Raw genomic sequence first — 16,099 nt, 5'->3', positions numbered from 1 at the left:
TCAAAATACATCGCTTTTCGCTCAAACCTAACAAAAAAATGATTCATAAGATCGGATTTCCCCTTATGAATCACCTCTTCATAGAATATTCACCTGCGTTCACGTCAATACTGCATACTATCGACTTTAAAGAAAGAAGATGGATGCCATATGGCCGAATCCCACAATGAATTCCTTAGTTCGGATCTAACGCAAAACTTAAAAATAATAGAAGAAAAAATGAAGCAAACGGCGGATTTAAAACGAAGAAAGTTAACGTTTCATGGTGAAGCTATTATTCTTCTGTATCTTGATACGATGACGGATAAGGAATCGATTGAACTCCATATTATCAGTCCGATCAACAAACAAGAATCCAAAAGTATCGAGAATGCATTAGGTACTAAACAATTTTCTATCATGACAACATTTAAAGACATTAGCTGTTCTTTAGCGGAAGGTAATACCATTTTACTAACGGAAAATTGCAACATTGCCTACTCCATTGCGACCTTATCGGATGAAAAACGTGCGATCAATGAATCATTGAACGAAAAAGTAACGATGGGCGCACATGATAGTTTTGTGGAAAGCGCCGCTACAAATATATCGTTGCTTCGCAAAAGACTCAGAACACCAGAGTTTAAAGTGGAGTATCAAACTTATGGATCGGAAACAAATGTTGAAGTTGCGATATGTTATCTCGAGTCAAAGGCGGATCCGACTGTCCTTCATTCGATCAAGAGCAGATTGGAAAAAATCAAGAATGATGATCTCATTAACTCCCGCCAGATACAAGAGGCTCTTGAAGATTATCCGTATTCGCCCTTCCCGCAATCCTTACGAACGGAAAGACCGGATCGGGCAGTCTTTAATCTTCTAAACGGGAATACTGTGATTTTTCTTGAGCATGAACCATCTGCGTTAATTACGCCTATATCTTTTTATTCTTTTTTAAGAAGCCCTGAAGATTATAACTCCCGCTGGTTCGTTAACTTTTTTTATTATTCATTGCGATTACTGGCTTTTATCATGTCGGTGACACTCCCGGCTTTTTATATTGCTGTTAATGCGTATCATTCTGCGATCTTACCGGTGAGCACTTTTTATACACTCAAGCTTTCCGTTTTGAACGTCCCGTTTCATCCTCTTATTGAAGCGGTCATGATGCAAATTGTTTTGGAATTGTTAAAGGAAGCTTCGGTCAGACTCCCGTCAGCCATTGCACAAACGATAGGGACTGTAGGGGCTATCGTAATTGGTTCGGCAATTGTTCAAACCAATTTTATTTCCAACACCATGGTTGTAGTCATCGCGATTACAGCCGTTTCATCCTTTGTCATTCCAATCGGGGAAATGAGCACAAGCATGCGACTCATGGGTTTTCCATTAATTTTCCTGGCGGCTATTTTTGGCTTTATTGGAATTGCATTCGGATTGATGGTGTTTACGACACACCTTGTTAAACTGACTTCTGCTGGGAAAGTTTATGTGGAGGCACCTGAAATATTTGAATCATTCCTAAACAAACATCCTAAAAATGGAAAGGGTCAGGATACGAATGCTCACGAATAAGAATTTATTTTTCTTAATCATACAAGCCCAGATCGGTATCGGTATCCTCGGTCTGCCCTATATTCTGTATAACCATGTGCAGCAAGACGGCTGGATGTCACTATTGATCGCCGGAGTTTTGGCACAAGGAATCATCATTGTACTTGTGGCACTAAGCAGAACGTCACCGAAGGAAACGTTTTATGAACTCAACCTTAGACTGCTCGGAAATGTTTTAGGAAAAATCGTTAACATCAGTTATGTGCTATATTTTATTTCGTTTTCCCTGCTGCTCATGATCCTTGTTACAGATGTGATCAACACATGGATCCTTCATCAGACACCGAGATGGGCGATCATCTTAATGCTGCTGATCGCAACATCTTATATTGCGAAGGAACGAATACTGACGATTTCAAGATCGTTTCTCTTTTTTTCATTTTGGTTTATCGTCCTGATCTTTTTACTTATTCTGGTCTACCCTCAAGATATTCACTTTGGAAGACTGCAGCCTGTAGGTTCAAATAGCTTTACAGAAATAATAAAAGCAAGCCCTGATGCATTCGTTTCACTTATTGGTTTTGAGCTCATTTTGTTCATCATGCCATTTATAAAAAATCCTAAGAAGAGCTTAATGGTTCTCTCGATTGCCAATTTATTTACCCTTATGCTGTATATATTCTTATTCATCACATGTGTAATTTCATTTAGCGGCGTGCAACTCAGCCTTATTCAAGCGCCGTTACTATATCTTTTTCGAGGTCTGTCATTTGAATTCGTTGAGAGAATTGATATTATCTTTCTTTCGTTTTGGATTGTGCCTATATCGACCACACTGGTTATTCAACTTTTTAATGCAAGCCTTGGTGTCCAGAAATTATTTTCGATTCAGAGGAAAAAATCAGTGTATTTACTTTCTTTCATTTTATTATGCTTAGGTTTGTTGCCTATAAATTTAACTATGACAGAATCACTGTCTAGTATCATGATCTATTTAAATATCATCTTTGTATTTATCTTTCCGGCACTGTTACTCATAATCGCTAAACTGAAGGGGATAAAGGGATGAAGAATACGAATCAAAAAATAATCACTCTGTTGTTCATATTCCCTCTGCTGACCGGCTGCTGGGATCAAAAATTAATTGTGGACCAAGAAGTGATTAACGGTGTAAGTTTTGATTTAGAGGATAATAAGATAAAGTCTACGATCGTAGTGCTTAACATCATACCAAAGGGAACAAACTTTTTTGACTTTAAAAATCAGATGTCTTCTGCTACGGGTTATTCTTTAGAAGATACATACCGTGAATTAAGAACGTATTATACAGGTCCTTTAACCGCTTCAAAGTCACGAATCATTTTGCTCGGAGAAAGCTTCGCAAAGAAAAATTTAAACGCCTATCTCGATTTTTTCTATCGTGTTCCTGATCCCTATTTAGGAAGTAAAGTAGCGATTGTAAAGGGTGTGGAAGCGAGTGAACTCTTATCAACAAAAGAGATCGGCACAAACCCTGTTGCCTTTGGCTTATATGAAATTATTGAAGCTGCGGAAGATAATTCTACAGTTACTAAAGGAACCCTTAACACATTATTTACTTATTTTAATGAAGAAGGAAAAGATTTTCTCCTCCCTATCTTAGAAAAAAAAGGCGAAGATATCTTAGTTTCGGGAGCAGGTTTAATCAGTGATAATGCCTATTCCGGACAGATGATTTCATTAAAAGAATGTTCCCTGCTTTTATTGATTATGGATAATTATGGGGAACTTGTCGATTTGGAAACCTATCTAAATGATAAAAAGAAATTAAATAATCAAGTTTCCTATAGGATTATAAAGTCTAAGCGGAAGTTTAATTTAACGAAAGATGCTGCAGGAAAACCAAGGGTTGATATTAATTTGGACCTTAAAATATTTCTTCATCAATATCCCATAACCGAAAAAATAAGCCCAAAGCAGATCAAAGAGTTAGAAGAAACCATTTCTCGGGATTTAACGAAAAAATCTCAATCGATCATGAAAAAAACACAAAAAGCCAACAGTGATGTATTGGGAATTGGACGAGAACTAAAAGAAACAGATCCAGCTGCTTGGAAAGCTCTTGACTGGGGGCAAACGTATCCTGAAATCAAGATAAACACGCGCGTTAAAGTAGCGATTGAGAAGACGGGGATCCTTAAATAAAGAGGTTGTCGATTTTAACAGTTAGCTTAATTATTGTTTTGATGCAGTTTACGGTACGTGTTCTTTTATCTATTACACGTTCGCTCAGAATCGTTGAGTTTCGCTCAAGAACGCCGAGTTTCGCTCAAGATTCTCTTGCTACGCTCAAAATACCATTCGTTTCGCTCAAGATCTTCCTTTTTCGCTCAAAGTACCTCTTAAAGACGATAGATATGCTGTTCTAAGCCATAAAATTTACAAGGCAAATCAAAAAAGCACGTCTCTGCGTGCTTTTTTCAAATTAGATTTAAACATCTGTTTAAAAATATCCTCTTATCTCAGGAAACTTTACCCCAACCGAAACACAATCCCATGCCCGCCTTTTGGATATTCCCACTTAATATTCTGATGCGGACACCCAATTCGGCAGCTTCCGCATTCGTGGCAGCCTTCATAACCGACATGCATTCGAATCTCTTCCCATTTATACACTTCCGCCGGACAAAAAATCGTACAGATTTTATCCGGACAGTGGTTCAAACAAATATCGGCATCCATAACGGTGAGATGTGATTTCGTGTCTGCGTTAAAACGAACGAGATACTGCTTTTCTTCGATGGTCTGACACTTCTTTTCGCTCATCTACTTCATCACCTTCCACGCCCGGTATGCATCACGAGCTAGTTTCAATTTCTCTCCAGCCGTCCCCACATCACGCCAAATCTTCTTCTGTTTATCCCACTTCGACGTGCCATCAACCGTGAACATCTGGCTCATCGCCTTGTTCGCCATCGGAATGTACTTTTCAAAATACTGCGGGAACTTATCAAAGTGGTGGGTCGAATCCTTGTATTTCTTCATATCCTGACCGACGAAACTGCTCATCAATCTTGTTTTGTAATGGTTGAGAGTAGCCTCTGAATAATCTTCGCGCTCTTTAGCGAGTAGCACCGCTTCAGCCGCAAACTGACCTGACTTCATCGCCAGGTTCGAGCCTTCCCGGTGGATCGCGTTCACGAGCTGAGCCGCATCCCCAACGACGAGCACACCATTCCCCGCTACTTTAGGCATTGATTTGTATCCGCCTTCCGGAATCATGTGCGCCAAATACTCAACCGGCTCCCCGCCAGCGATGTAAGGACGGATCATCGGATGATTCTTCACATACTCTAAAAGTTCATATGGTTTAATCTTATGCTTAATGAGCCCAGATAGAAGTGAGCCAACCCCAAGGCTCAGCGTGTCTTTGTTCGTATATAAAAATCCGGTGCCAAGGATTCCTTTTGTCGCGTCACCAAAGAGCTCGATTGTCGTCCCTTGGTTCTCTTCCAGATTAAAACGATCTTCAATCGTCTTTTTGTCTAGTTTAATGATTTCCATGGTGGCGAGTGCTACTTCATCTGGCCTGAACTCTTTATGAAAGCCGAGCGATTTGGCTAAAAGAGAGTTAACGCCATCAGCCAGTACCACAACATCCGCGTAAAGATCGCCATCAGGGCGGTCAGTCCGAACTCCGACCACTTTTCCATCCTCAACAATGCACTCTAAAACTACTGTTTCATTAACCAGCAAAGCCCCCTGTTCAACAGCCTTCCCCGCAAACCACTGGTCAAACTTCGCGCGCAGCACCGTAAAGTTGTTGTACGGTTCTTGTCCCCATTCCATTCCTTTATAGCCGACGGTGATCGCCGACTCCTTATCCATCATCATGAACCGCTGTTCCACGACCGGCCGCTCGAGCGGTGCTTCCTTCCAAAACTCTGGGATCACATCCTCCATCATTTTTCGATAGAGGACGCCGCCCATTACGTTTTTCGAACCTGGATATTCACCGCGTTCAATTAATAAAACATTCACTCCCGCTTTCGCCAGTTCGTACGCGCAGGAAATGCCGGCAGGACCTGCCCCTACAACTATACAATCAAATTTTTCAGACATGGTCGACCGCCTCTCTATTAAACGCTTGTTTAAATTGTTCGATTAAAAGTGGCACAATTTCAAAGGCATCGCCTACGATTCCGTAGTGACTCGATTGAAAAATGGGAGCTTCGGGGTCGTTGTTGATTGCGATAATAAGACCAGAGTTCTGCATTCCAACAATATGCTGAATGGCACCTGAAATACCGATTGCAAAATAAATCTTAGGTGTAACTGTTACTCCTGTCTGTCCAACTTGATGATGATGTTCGATCCAACCCGCTTCTACTACATCCCGGCTTCCCCCAACCGCACCGCCTAATGTCTCAGCTAATTGATGGACGAGCTGAAAACCATTCGGACTGCCTAACCCTTTTCCGCCAGCGACAATAATATCTGCTTCATCTATTTTCACTTTTTGAGTCGTGTGCCGGACGATCTCGAGCACCTTTGTCCGGATATCTTCCTCTTTTAAAGAAGCTGTTTCTTCTACTAATTTACCTTTACGCCCAGGTTCTGGTGTTAATGCTTTCATCACTTTCGGCCGGACCGTCGCCATTTGCGGCCGGTACTTTTTACAAAGAATCGTAGCCATGATGTTCCCGCCAAACGCCGGACGGCTCGCAAGCAATAAGCCTGTATCTTCTTCAATGTCCAAAATGGTAGAGTCGGCCGTGAGCCCCGTCGGAAGGTCTGTCGCGACCGCGCTTGCCAAGTCCTTACCCGTCGACGTCGCCCCATACAAAATCACTTCCGGCTTGTATTTTTGACAGCACTCCAGCAACGCTTTCATGTACGACTCTGTCCGGTAATCTTTAAAAATCGCGTCGTCATACACGTAGACGGTGTCCGCTCCATATTCAAAAAGAGAGTCTGTTAGATGTGTCACGTTTTCTCCGATCAAAACGCCTGCGAGCTCAGTCCCGCGTTTGTCCGCAAGCTCTTTTCCCGCTCCTAGCAGCTCCAGCGAAACCGGCACAACTTCTCCGTCCTTCACCTCGATAAAAACCCAAATACCTGAGTATTCCTCAAAGTTCACTTAAGCCCCTCCCTTCCCCGCAAAAAGTTCTTTTTTCTCTAGCAAAATATTGAGAAGCTTCTCTGTCTGTTGAGCTGCATCGCCTTCCAGCATCTCTCCGCCACTTGGTTTTGTCGGCGCCCAAACTTTCGAAACAATTGTCGGCGAACCCTTCAACCCGAGCTGCGTTCTCTCCACATCCTCAAGATCCGCAACTGCCCAGATTATTGGCTGGTACCTTGCAGCCTTCAGCATGTTTGTCATCGAGGAATACGGTACTTCGTTGATCTCTTTTTCAACCGACATCAAACATGGCATCGTCGACTGAATCACTTCATACCCGTCTTCGAGCTTCCGTTGAACGACCGCATATCCTTCTTTCACATTGATCTCTTTTACCTTGTTGACCGAGGTCAGAGGAGGCATGTCTAATCGGCGTGCGATACCAGGTCCAACTTGTCCGGTATCACCGTCGATTGTCATCTTGCCGCAGATGATTAAATCCACTGGTTTTATCTTTGAAATTTTTTCAATTGCTTTGGTGAGTGCATAGCTCGTTGCTAAAGTGTCCGCCCCGGCAAAAGCACGGTCTGAAATCATGTAGCCTTCATCTGCACCGATCTCGATGCATTTTTTGATCGCTTTTACAGCTGGCGGCGGTCCCATCGTCAATACCGAAACTGTCCCGCCGTATCTCTTTTTCAAACGCACCGCTTCTTCCACCGCGTGCGCATCGTAAGGATTCAAGATGGCAGGCGCACTCGCGCGGTCCATCGTATTCGTCTTCGGGTTCATCTTGATGATCTTCGTATCCGGCACCTGCTTAATGCAAGCCACAATATGAAGCATTCGATCCCTCCTCTAATCACTGGCCAGTCTTTTTTTAGAAGCCACTATTATGATGATTACTACTACTATATGGAGGGCTTATCCGATACATGACGAAAAATAAAAAAGAAAATCACTATGTTCTGACAGGTACATTTTTAAAGTGGAAATTAGTAAATAACAAAAAAAGCACTGCAATCGCAGCGCTTTAAAATCTTCTATTTATAGGTATAGGTTTATTCTCATGCCTATGTATAAGGAATCTCCCAATCAAGTTACATAAGAGAGAAACACCCAATATACAAATGATTACCCATTTTTCAAAGTGATCTAAAAAGCAAATAACAGAAAATAATAAGAAAAATATAGGAATACTAAGTTCCTTAAGTAGTCTATAAGGTTCATCATTTACTATAAATGTCATGACACCATATATAATACCTATCATTAGAAAAAATGTGCCCATAGCTTTATCTAATCCGAAATTATTTTCAATCGGTGATATTATTAAAAATCCTATCAACAAGATTACAGCACCAGATATTAAAATGCCTAGAATACTATAGAACAGTAATTTAAATTTCTGAACCTGTTCATATGTTCCATTTCTTATGGCATAAACAAATCCGAAAACCAGCCATAAACCAAACATTACACTGATAATCATATAGAAATTAGCAATATCGATCATATCTAAAAAATCGAATGGTAAATAGATTCCTAAAGAAGTTAGCAAAAAAAGCCATGCGAAAATCATGTGCTTATTGTTCGGCTCACGAAATCGTATAGACAAAAAATATTGAAGAGCAATGAAAATATCTAAGAAAATAATAAACCCCACCAAAATCATCTCTATATTATCCAAAAGACCACCCTTCCAATCACAAACATATCTTTATCATACCAAAGTCACTCGATGTAGCCGTAATGCCCTATTTTAATCTTCGTATTCCGGATGTCCATGCCGTTTGCAACCAAAGAGATAACAACCGGTTTCTGGCGAGGGTTCAAATGTAAGTTGAGGAAGCACGCCAGCAGAAACCCGTTCTATCATCGTTTGGTACTCTTTTATTTCATTTGAAAGTTGGATAATATTTTGCTGTTTATCTTGTACCGACCAATCTTCATCTATTTTTTCCTCGTATGCTTCAACGAGTTCTTCCTTCTTTAACTGTATGACCTCATTGATGATCTTCTGTGCACGCATTTTTTGATTCGTTTTTATAAGAGAATGCACATACCATGCAATCCAGTCAGGCTGTTTATAATAAATTCCCCACCCTTTGTCATACCAATGAACCGCTTCTTTATAAAGTTCTAGCTCTGCATATAGTTCTGCTAGATCAACCTCACCTATAAAATCATCATCATTTTCGTTAAAAGTGGCTAGTATTTTTTTCGCTTCAGCTAACTGACGACTTACGATCAAACATTTCACTTGATTAAATAAGGTGAAATCTGATTTCCCTTCTGCTAGACCGAAGTACATGGCAGCCTCTGCAGGTTCACCAAGGTGGTACTTGGCAACCCCTAGATTATGATAGGTAGCTGAACTTGGCTGAATGGAAATAGAGGTGAGTAAAGGATGAAGTGATTCTTCATACTTTTCCATTTTCAAGATAAGTTCGCCACATAAGCTGTATGGAAAATGAGATTTCGGATTAAGGTTAATAGCTTCTTGAATAAGAGTCAGCGCATTTTCAATCTCGTCTTCTTCATGCAAGTAAACCCATGCAAGGTTTGTAAGTGATTGAACACCTCTTTTTTCAAGAACCGCTTTTCGAAAAAGTTTTAGAGCAGCTTCAATATTATGTTCCTCAAGTAATTCCATCGCTTTTTGGTTTGTGTTCATATTATCCCCCACCGCTTTTATCTCCTACTTTTCATTATAACTTCTGCAAACCGTATTCTTTTACAAAAGTTGCCTAAAAATTGATATTGATACACTTTCGTAAATAAGTTACCATTACAGTGGTTACTTTTTTTGAAAGAAGGTAGATAAACGTGAATAAACGTGTTTACTTATTAACGATTGTTTCGTTTGTTGTCGGAATGGTCGAATTGATTATAGGCGGGATTCTAGACTTAGTGGCAGAGGATCTTGGGGTGAATTTCGGAAAAGCTGGATTCCTCATCACGATTTTTTCACTAGTATTTGCGATTGCTGCACCAATCTTGCTGACGATGACTGCTAAAATCGAGAGAAAACGGTTAACCCTTATCTCTCTTATCGTATTTTTAGCAGGAAACATCCTTGCAATCGTGAGTCCTAGTTATACGATGTTGTTACTCGCTCGGATTTTATCAGCAGCCAGTGGTTCATTGCTCGTCGTTTTATGTGTGACGATCGCTTCCAATATAGTTGAAGAAAAATACCGGGCCCGTGCGATCGGTGTGGTCTTCATGGGAATCAGCGCATCGCTTGTACTCGGCATTCCAATCGGGTTAATGCTTGGAAATGTATTCGGTTGGCGCGCTCCATTTATCTTTATCGCGGTACTAACGTTATTATCAATGGTCGGTGTGTATTTCTTTATGGGACGCATCGAACCAAAACCGGCAATCCCAATTAAACAACAGCTAAGCACGCTGAAAGACCGAACCGTATTGTTTGCTCAACTAACATCATTCCTGTTCCTGGCCGGACATCTTACGCTATACGGCTATCTCACACCATTTTTAAAAACGGCACTCGGACTAAACGGTACATGGGTAAGTATTGTATACTTGATATTCGGTGTGGCAGCGGTATTTGGTGGCGGATTCGGCGGCATGCTTGCTGACCGGTTCGGCACGAAACCTACAATTTTAGGCGTTACCATCATTTTTGGCATCTCAATCTTTATGATTCCATATACAACGTTTGCGTTTCCGCTATTTTTAGTGGTCATGATCATTTGGAGCATGCTCAGCTGGGCAATCACGCCAGCGATGCAGAGTTATCTTATTGAATCTGCTCCCGAGACATCCGATATTCAGCAAAGTCTAAACAACTCTGCGCTGCACTTCGGCATTGCATTTGGATCGATGATCGGCGGAATCGTGATTGAACAGGCATCTGTAGAGATGAATGCAACAGTTGGCGGATTTTTGGTCATACTGGCATTAGGTGCAGCCGTTCTTTCCATGACAAAAAAAGAGCGTTCTGAGAGAACTGCCCATACCATTAGCTAGTCTCGTAAAACTATGGCATGATAATGAGAGATAAAAAATTCTGAGGAGGTGAAACCGTTACAGCTACCAATTACGGGTTGTAACGGTGGACAAATGAGTATTCATATTGGTGCAAAACAAGGTGAAATTGCAGAAAGCATTCTATTACCAGGAGATCCGCTTCGTGCAAAATATATCGCAGAAACATTTTTAGAAGATGTAACTTGCTACAACGAAGTACGCGGAATGCTTGGGTTCACTGGAACATACAAAGGAAAGCGCGTATCTGTACAAGGGACAGGCATGGGGATTCCATCGATCGGGATTTACGCAAACGAACTCATCCGTGAATATGGTGTGAAAAACTTAATCCGTGTTGGAACATGTGGCGCGATCCAACAAGACGTTAAAGTTCGTGACGTGATCCTAGCGATGACAGCATCTACAGATTCACGCATGAACCACCTAGCGTTCCCAGGAATCGACTTCGCACCATGCGCAAACTTCGATCTATTGAAAAAAGCGTATGAAGCTGGAACAGAAAAAGGCTTGAAAATCAAAGCTGGTAACGTGTTAACGGCTGACCTGTTCTACCGTGACAGCATGGATATCGTAAAAAAATTAGCTGAAAACGGCGTACTAGCTGTAGAGATGGAGACAACAGCATTGTACTCAATCGCAGCGAAATACGGAGTGAACGCACTTTCGATCCTGACAGTAAGTGATCACATCTTTACAGGTGAAGAAACTTCAGCAGAAGAGCGTCAAACAACGTTTAATGACATGATCGAGATGGCGTTGGAAGTAGTTAGTTCAGAACAATAATAATGTAAAGGACATGACTGTTATCAGTTATGCCCTTTTTATATTCCTCGGGTTTGACTCATTGGAAGGCCGGTTTGACTCATAGACCCTTTGTTTTGGCTCATAGAATTTTGATTGGTTCATAGAAGTTACATTTCGACCCATAGACTCACGATTTTGACTCATAGACCTGACATTTCGGTTCATAGACTCTTCGTTTTGGTTCATAGAATCTATTTAACAAAAAAGGAATGAACTAAAGTACCCTCTTAGTTCATTCCCTCTTCATTTAGTATCTCAATTTCATCAGAACACTTCTTATTTCTTCATCATTCATCAACAGATCAGAGTGCTTCTCATTGATTTTCGCTAAAGCCACATCATGGTAAAAGAACTCGATAAAAACTTTAATAAATGGCCGAGATTTTGTTTTCAACGCTTGCCAAAATTCACTTTCCACTCCGGCAAAAATCACTTCTTCCTCATCCACAACAACTAATCGAAAGCGTTCTAACGAATGATGCTCCTGTGCTGGAATCAGGATATGTACATTCTTTAACGAAGACTCCAACTCTCCGACCACAAGGAGTTCCACATCGACCCCCTGCTTTTCTTTTTCCTCAAGGATGTGTAAGTAATCACGCACATCATCCTGCCAAGCGGAAACCTTGATCGATTTCTCTGCCGCTTGCAAAATCTGCTTCGTCTGCGCACGAATCGATGAATCAACTTTCAGACTCCAGACGTGTTCATCATAAAACTTTCTTTTTGACGTGCTCGTTTTTAACTGCTCCACGTTTTCCTGAAATTCCGTCGTTAACTTTTCGATCACGATGGACAATGGCAACGCAGAATACAGCTTCTTCTTCTCTGAAACGGAATCCAACACCATCCCTTTTTCGATCATGCGCGTGAGCACTTCATATATTTTTGATTTCGGTACACCCGAATATTTAACGATGTTCGTCGCGTCCATTGGTTCCTCACTCGATGCGAGAACTTCGAACACCTGACTCTCATATTGTGAAAAACCGAATTTTTGTAACATGGTTCCTCCTAAAAATTACATCTATAATTTTCCTCACACTATCTTAAAACAATTATGTACTATTCTAAAAGTTTTTTTACATGCGAATAGACGCTTATCACCCAAAACAAGGCAGCTAAGGCTCTCGGATCATTGCGTGAAATTAAAACCTCAAGCCTCTCTATCTTATCAAGTCTTACGATAAACATATCCCTCTTCACTAAAATTACCATGTAAGTATGCAGGATAATTATGATTAGCGGAAGGATTAATGTGACGAAAATCCAGAAAGGTTTGTGAAGTGCCGGCCACACCTCGATTTCAAAGATTAGAAGCAACACCGGTATTGTAAATGTAAAAATAATAAGAGAAACATTAATTAAGGCAATGTAATAATAATATTCTCTTTTTTTCCACTTAATAATTATAAACATGATAAATGGAAGTGCCGTGAGAAGAAATAGTAAACCTGTAAAGATTTTATCCAAAGTGTCCATAGACATGATGCTAACCTCTTTCAAGTACTTCTATTACTTTTATTTTCCTTTTATTGCTTCCTGCGGTCAATAACTATTCATCTATTACTTTTGTTTTAGTTAAGACATTTTTCTTTAGGCACATGTAACCAACTTCATGACAAAACTCATTTGTAACTTGATAAAATAATTCGTCATGTAATAATGTAATTAAAACGCTTACATGAAAGGGGAAAAAGATGCAGAAGTATTTTCAGATTGCACTCGCATTCATTCTTATGGTTTCAATTGTGTTTCCAACTCAGTCAGAGGCAGCAGAAACTCAAACCTCTCTAGTAAACCTAGACCACCTGGATTTTTTAAATGAAGAGGTCACGATTGACGGTAAAGAGATGCTGATTACACACATTTATTCTGAGTATCCCAATTACGAATGGGTGGATGATGCGGACGAAGGAATTGCTTGTGTGGATGATGTGGCACGGGCGGCTGTTGTGTATTTGAATCACTACGAACAAACAAGGGACAGTACATCCCTAGAAAAAGCAAAGAAAGCTTTAAACTTTGTCATGTACATGCAAACGGATGATGGAGAATTTTATAACTTTATTTTTGACGACTATTCGATTAACACAGACGGTCCGACGAGCAAGAAGTCTTTTGACTGGTGGGCTGCAAGAGCGATGTGGTCGATCGGCCATGGCTATAAAGTATTTTCCGAAACGGACCCTGCTTATGCAAACGAACTAAAAGAAAGTTTCCTACTAGCGAACAATGCCTTACAAAAGAAAGTGAACGAAAAATATGGAGAGTATAACATAGTTAATGGCTACAAGATTCCTGCTTGGATCGGCGGTTTTGACGCGATGTCCAATGCATTACTCGGTCTCTCAGAATTTTATGAAGCGGAGAAAAATCACTTAGTAAAAAATTCGATGTTAAAGCTCGGAAAAGGTTTATCGGAGTATCAGTTCGGATCCTACACAAAATATCCGTTCGGTGCTCACCTCGACTGGGACGGCTCCCCTACTCTTTGGCATGCTTGGGGCAGCGGACAATCCATGGCTCTCGCTAAAGCTGGCAATCTACTAAACAAAGAAGAGTGGGTCGAATCAGCACAGCAAGAAGCCGATCAGCTTTTCACTCACATTCTTGTGACAGGCATGATCAAAGAGATGGCACCAACACCAACAAAAGATGAGCAAATCGCATACGGTGTAAACATGCTGACACAAGCTTTTACTGAACTTTACCACGCAACAAATGAGAAAAAATACGCACAATATGCGGGAATCGCTGCCTCTTGGTACACTGGCAACAATGACGCGAACTTCCAGATGTATGATCCAAAAACAGGCAGAGGCTATGACGGATTAAACGGTGTGACCGGAAAAGTGAACATGAACTCTGGAGCAGAATCCACGATTGAAGCGTTAATGTCGATTCAGTCAATTCAACAAATGCCTGAAGCCATGGAGACGTTTAACGTTAAAACAAAAGAAAGACACACATCAACCATCCATGAAGCTGAATCGTTCACCGTGAAGAACGGCAGCCCCGCTATCGAAACACCAGAAAGCGCATGGACTGGCGATGCACTTTTCAGCAACAAAATCGTAAAATTAACCAACGGGGATACAATTCAAAAGGAAGTAAACATTGATAAACAAGTTTTATACCTCATCTATGGTGCACTTGAAAAAGCACCAGCGTTAGGCGGTGAGCTAAAAGTAGATTTAAAGATTGATGGACGAAAAGTAAGTTCAACAGATGTTTCAGCTGCGAACAAGTACCTTACTTTAGTAAACTTAAACAGAGTGAACTATCTTACAACTGGAAAACACACCATTACATTGACAGCGAAGACAGCTTATAACGAAACACTGACTCTCGATAATGTTGTGGTACAGCCTGTTAAAGAATATGCCCTATTTGAAGATGAAGATGGTCGTACAATTAAATTTACACGCCATCTAATCACTGAAAAGCATAACCTTCAATAAGTTAACTTTGTAAATAAACCTGGAATTTATTCCGGGTTTATTTACAAAGACCAAGTGTATGTAGCAATCACGTAAAGAGTATTGCGGCCTTCTTCATGTGTCTGGTATGAAGTTTAGAATGAGGATGGAACATACACTGTTATTGAGTATGTTGTTTGACTCATAGAACATGGTAACCGTCCCGTGCTTCCCTTTTAAAATATAATCCAAATGGTGACGATGACCAAAATGAGCAACAGCCATAAGAAAAGTGTTAATAAAGTTCCCCATAAGAAGACCTTTGCTATTTTCTTTTTTCGTTTCACAAAAAAACCTTCTATCTTCTCAGTTATAATCGCTAAATATTATACGCTGATTAAAATAGAAAGTTTCAGTTCAATCTTCATTTGGACACTTTCCAAGCTTCTATTAATTCAACAAGATCCTTTCCAAATATCTTACGTATGGATTCATTATCATTGTACGAAATTAATTTTAACGTCTTCTCTTTACCATAGGTTTTCATCAGATAATCTACAAAAGATATACTGTCTATATAGTCATCCCAATTAGACGTATAGGTATGTAAAAACGCTTGATCATTCCATAATTTGATAACATCTAATTTTTTCGGTGCTTGTGCTACATCCTCAAGTGTAGTATAGAATTGATTCTCAGGCTCTTGCTCGCTCTCATATTTAGTAGCATAGTATTCAGAAATCATATAATGCGGTGCAAAACTACCTTTTGTATCATTAGAATTCTTATAATTGGATCTAAACAAAGCCCCTGCTGTTAAGTAGAATTCTTCTTCTTCGTCCTCATATATATCAATTGAACCTGGAACAGAAGATGTATAGCCTTTTCCTTTTTTAAAAAAGACAATAACTTCAGATCTCTTTTTTTGCAGGTTGCCAATTTCATTATCTATATAATTACTATACATTTCAATTTGATCTTTATAATAGTTCAAGATTTCATCATCTTTTTTATACCCTTTTTCAAACAGAAATTTGTACGTAATATCATTAATAACCACTTGATCTTCACTTGCTTGATTACTAGTCACAGCTGGTACGTTAGCCTTTTCTTGCTCCGAACATGCACTTAGAATAAATACTAATGTCACTGCAGCAAGCGCACTTTTCATCATGATTATTCAACTCATTTCAATATTATCAAATAACTTTATTAGTAT

General features: G+C 40.1%; 15 protein-coding genes. 6 read left to right on the top strand and 9 right to left on the bottom strand.

Translation table 11 applies throughout. The features are described from left to right. The first annotated feature begins 150 nt into the window (after window positions 1–150). From EV282_RS02340 to EV282_RS02330, 3 genes are read left to right on the top strand one after another with little or no spacing between them, the layout of a single operon-like run. Complete coding sequence (locus tag EV282_RS02340; RefSeq protein ID WP_130293448.1) at window positions 151–1,554, top strand: spore germination protein; 1,404 nt, start codon at window positions 151–153, stop codon at window positions 1,552–1,554. Further along, a complete protein-coding gene (locus EV282_RS02335; protein ID WP_165389326.1) occupies window positions 1,541–2,602 on the top strand; it encodes a GerAB/ArcD/ProY family transporter in 1,062 nt (353 codons plus the stop codon). Before EV282_RS02340 ends, EV282_RS02335 begins: the two co-directional genes overlap by 14 nt. Beyond that, entirely contained in the window at window positions 2,599–3,717 is a 1,119-nt protein-coding gene (locus EV282_RS02330) for a Ger(x)C family spore germination protein (protein WP_130293444.1), read from the top strand. The genes EV282_RS02335 and EV282_RS02330 overlap by 4 nt, the downstream gene beginning before the upstream one ends. Before the next feature lie 327 nt (window positions 3,718–4,044). Here the strand turns inward: EV282_RS02330 and EV282_RS02325 are convergent, their stop codons facing one another. The 6 genes from EV282_RS02325 to EV282_RS02300 form a co-directional block, all read right to left on the bottom strand. Further along, window positions 4,045–4,338 (bottom strand): ferredoxin family protein, encoded by a 294-nt coding sequence (locus EV282_RS02325; protein WP_130293442.1) that lies wholly within the window; start codon window positions 4,336–4,338, stop codon window positions 4,045–4,047. Beyond that, window positions 4,339–5,634: an FAD-dependent oxidoreductase gene (locus EV282_RS02320; RefSeq protein WP_130293440.1), complete on the bottom strand. Its 1,296-nt coding sequence runs from the start codon at window positions 5,632–5,634 to the stop codon at window positions 4,339–4,341. After that, window positions 5,627–6,652, bottom strand: coding sequence for an electron transfer flavoprotein subunit alpha/FixB family protein (locus EV282_RS02315; protein WP_130293438.1), 1,026 nt, complete (start codon window positions 6,650–6,652; stop codon window positions 5,627–5,629). Before EV282_RS02315 ends, EV282_RS02320 begins: the two co-directional genes overlap by 8 nt. Beyond that, on the bottom strand, window positions 6,653–7,480 hold the full coding sequence (locus EV282_RS02310; protein WP_130293436.1) for an electron transfer flavoprotein subunit beta/FixA family protein: 828 nt from the start codon (window positions 7,478–7,480) through the stop codon (window positions 6,653–6,655). It lies immediately after the preceding gene. Between the two features lie 187 nt (window positions 7,481–7,667). Continuing rightward, entirely contained in the window at window positions 7,668–8,324 is a 657-nt protein-coding gene (locus EV282_RS02305) for a hypothetical protein (RefSeq protein ID WP_130293434.1), read from the bottom strand. Window positions 8,325–8,396: 72 nt separating this feature from the next. Next, window positions 8,397–9,311 (bottom strand): tetratricopeptide repeat protein, encoded by a 915-nt coding sequence (locus EV282_RS02300; protein ID WP_130293432.1) that lies wholly within the window; start codon window positions 9,309–9,311, stop codon window positions 8,397–8,399. Window positions 9,312–9,463: 152 nt separating this feature from the next. Here EV282_RS02300 and EV282_RS02295 point away from each other — a divergent pair, with 152 nt between their 5' ends. Both EV282_RS02295 and deoD read left to right on the top strand, forming a co-directional pair. After that, on the top strand, window positions 9,464–10,633 hold the full coding sequence (locus tag EV282_RS02295; protein WP_130293431.1) for an MFS transporter: 1,170 nt from the start codon (window positions 9,464–9,466) through the stop codon (window positions 10,631–10,633). Window positions 10,634–10,726: 93 nt separating this feature from the next. After that, window positions 10,727–11,437, top strand: coding sequence for a purine-nucleoside phosphorylase (gene deoD / locus EV282_RS02290; protein WP_130293429.1), 711 nt, complete (start codon window positions 10,727–10,729; stop codon window positions 11,435–11,437). 268 nt (window positions 11,438–11,705) lie between these two features. On the opposite strand, the gene EV282_RS02285 is transcribed toward deoD, so the two are convergent. Continuing rightward, a complete protein-coding gene (locus EV282_RS02285) occupies window positions 11,706–12,464 on the bottom strand; it encodes a TrmB family transcriptional regulator (RefSeq protein ID WP_130293427.1) in 759 nt (252 codons plus the stop codon). Between the two features lie 59 nt (window positions 12,465–12,523). Beyond that, window positions 12,524–12,946: a hypothetical protein gene (locus EV282_RS02280; protein ID WP_130293425.1), complete on the bottom strand. Its 423-nt coding sequence runs from the start codon at window positions 12,944–12,946 to the stop codon at window positions 12,524–12,526. Window positions 12,947–13,158: 212 nt separating this feature from the next. On the opposite strand from EV282_RS02280, the gene EV282_RS02275 reads away from it, so the two are divergent. After that, window positions 13,159–14,922 (top strand): hypothetical protein, encoded by a 1,764-nt coding sequence (locus tag EV282_RS02275; RefSeq protein WP_130293423.1) that lies wholly within the window; start codon window positions 13,159–13,161, stop codon window positions 14,920–14,922. Window positions 14,923–15,304: 382 nt separating this feature from the next. Here the strand turns inward: EV282_RS02275 and EV282_RS02270 are convergent, their stop codons facing one another. Then, window positions 15,305–16,054, bottom strand: a complete 750-nt coding sequence (locus EV282_RS02270) for a hypothetical protein (RefSeq protein WP_130293421.1) — start codon at window positions 16,052–16,054, stop codon at window positions 15,305–15,307. Between the last annotated feature and the right edge of the window lie 45 nt (window positions 16,055–16,099).

The sequence above is a fragment of the Fictibacillus sp. BK138 genome (assembly GCF_004216955.1).
Taxonomy (GTDB): Bacteria; Bacillota; Bacilli; order Bacillales; family Fictibacillaceae; genus Fictibacillus.
The sequence above is the reverse complement of the archived record's forward strand: the minus strand, read 5'-3'. Positions and strand labels throughout refer to the sequence as shown.

What these genes read in the sequence shown, in the direction of transcription:
- EV282_RS02285 (WP_130293427.1), bottom strand. Translation starts at nt 12,464, where the DNA reads ATGTTACAAAAATTCGGTTTTTCACAATATGAGAGTCAGGTGTTCGAA.
- EV282_RS02275 (WP_130293423.1), top strand. Translation starts at nt 13,159, where the DNA reads ATGCAGAAGTATTTTCAGATTGCACTCGCATTCATTCTTATGGTTTCA.
- EV282_RS02330 (WP_130293444.1), top strand. Translation starts at nt 2,599, where the DNA reads ATGAAGAATACGAATCAAAAAATAATCACTCTGTTGTTCATATTCCCT.
- EV282_RS02280 (WP_130293425.1), bottom strand. Translation starts at nt 12,946, where the DNA reads ATGTCTATGGACACTTTGGATAAAATCTTTACAGGTTTACTATTTCTT.
- EV282_RS02340 (WP_130293448.1), top strand. Translation starts at nt 151, where the DNA reads ATGGCCGAATCCCACAATGAATTCCTTAGTTCGGATCTAACGCAAAAC.
- EV282_RS02320 (WP_130293440.1), bottom strand. Translation starts at nt 5,634, where the DNA reads ATGTCTGAAAAATTTGATTGTATAGTTGTAGGGGCAGGTCCTGCCGGC.
- EV282_RS02310 (WP_130293436.1), bottom strand. Translation starts at nt 7,480, where the DNA reads ATGCTTCATATTGTGGCTTGCATTAAGCAGGTGCCGGATACGAAGATC.
- EV282_RS02300 (WP_130293432.1), bottom strand. Translation starts at nt 9,311, where the DNA reads ATGAACACAAACCAAAAAGCGATGGAATTACTTGAGGAACATAATATT.
- EV282_RS02325 (WP_130293442.1), bottom strand. Translation starts at nt 4,338, where the DNA reads ATGAGCGAAAAGAAGTGTCAGACCATCGAAGAAAAGCAGTATCTCGTT.
- EV282_RS02270 (WP_130293421.1), bottom strand. Translation starts at nt 16,054, where the DNA reads ATGATGAAAAGTGCGCTTGCTGCAGTGACATTAGTATTTATTCTAAGT.
- deoD (WP_130293429.1), top strand. Translation starts at nt 10,727, where the DNA reads ATGAGTATTCATATTGGTGCAAAACAAGGTGAAATTGCAGAAAGCATT.
- EV282_RS02335 (WP_165389326.1), top strand. Translation starts at nt 1,541, where the DNA reads ATGCTCACGAATAAGAATTTATTTTTCTTAATCATACAAGCCCAGATC.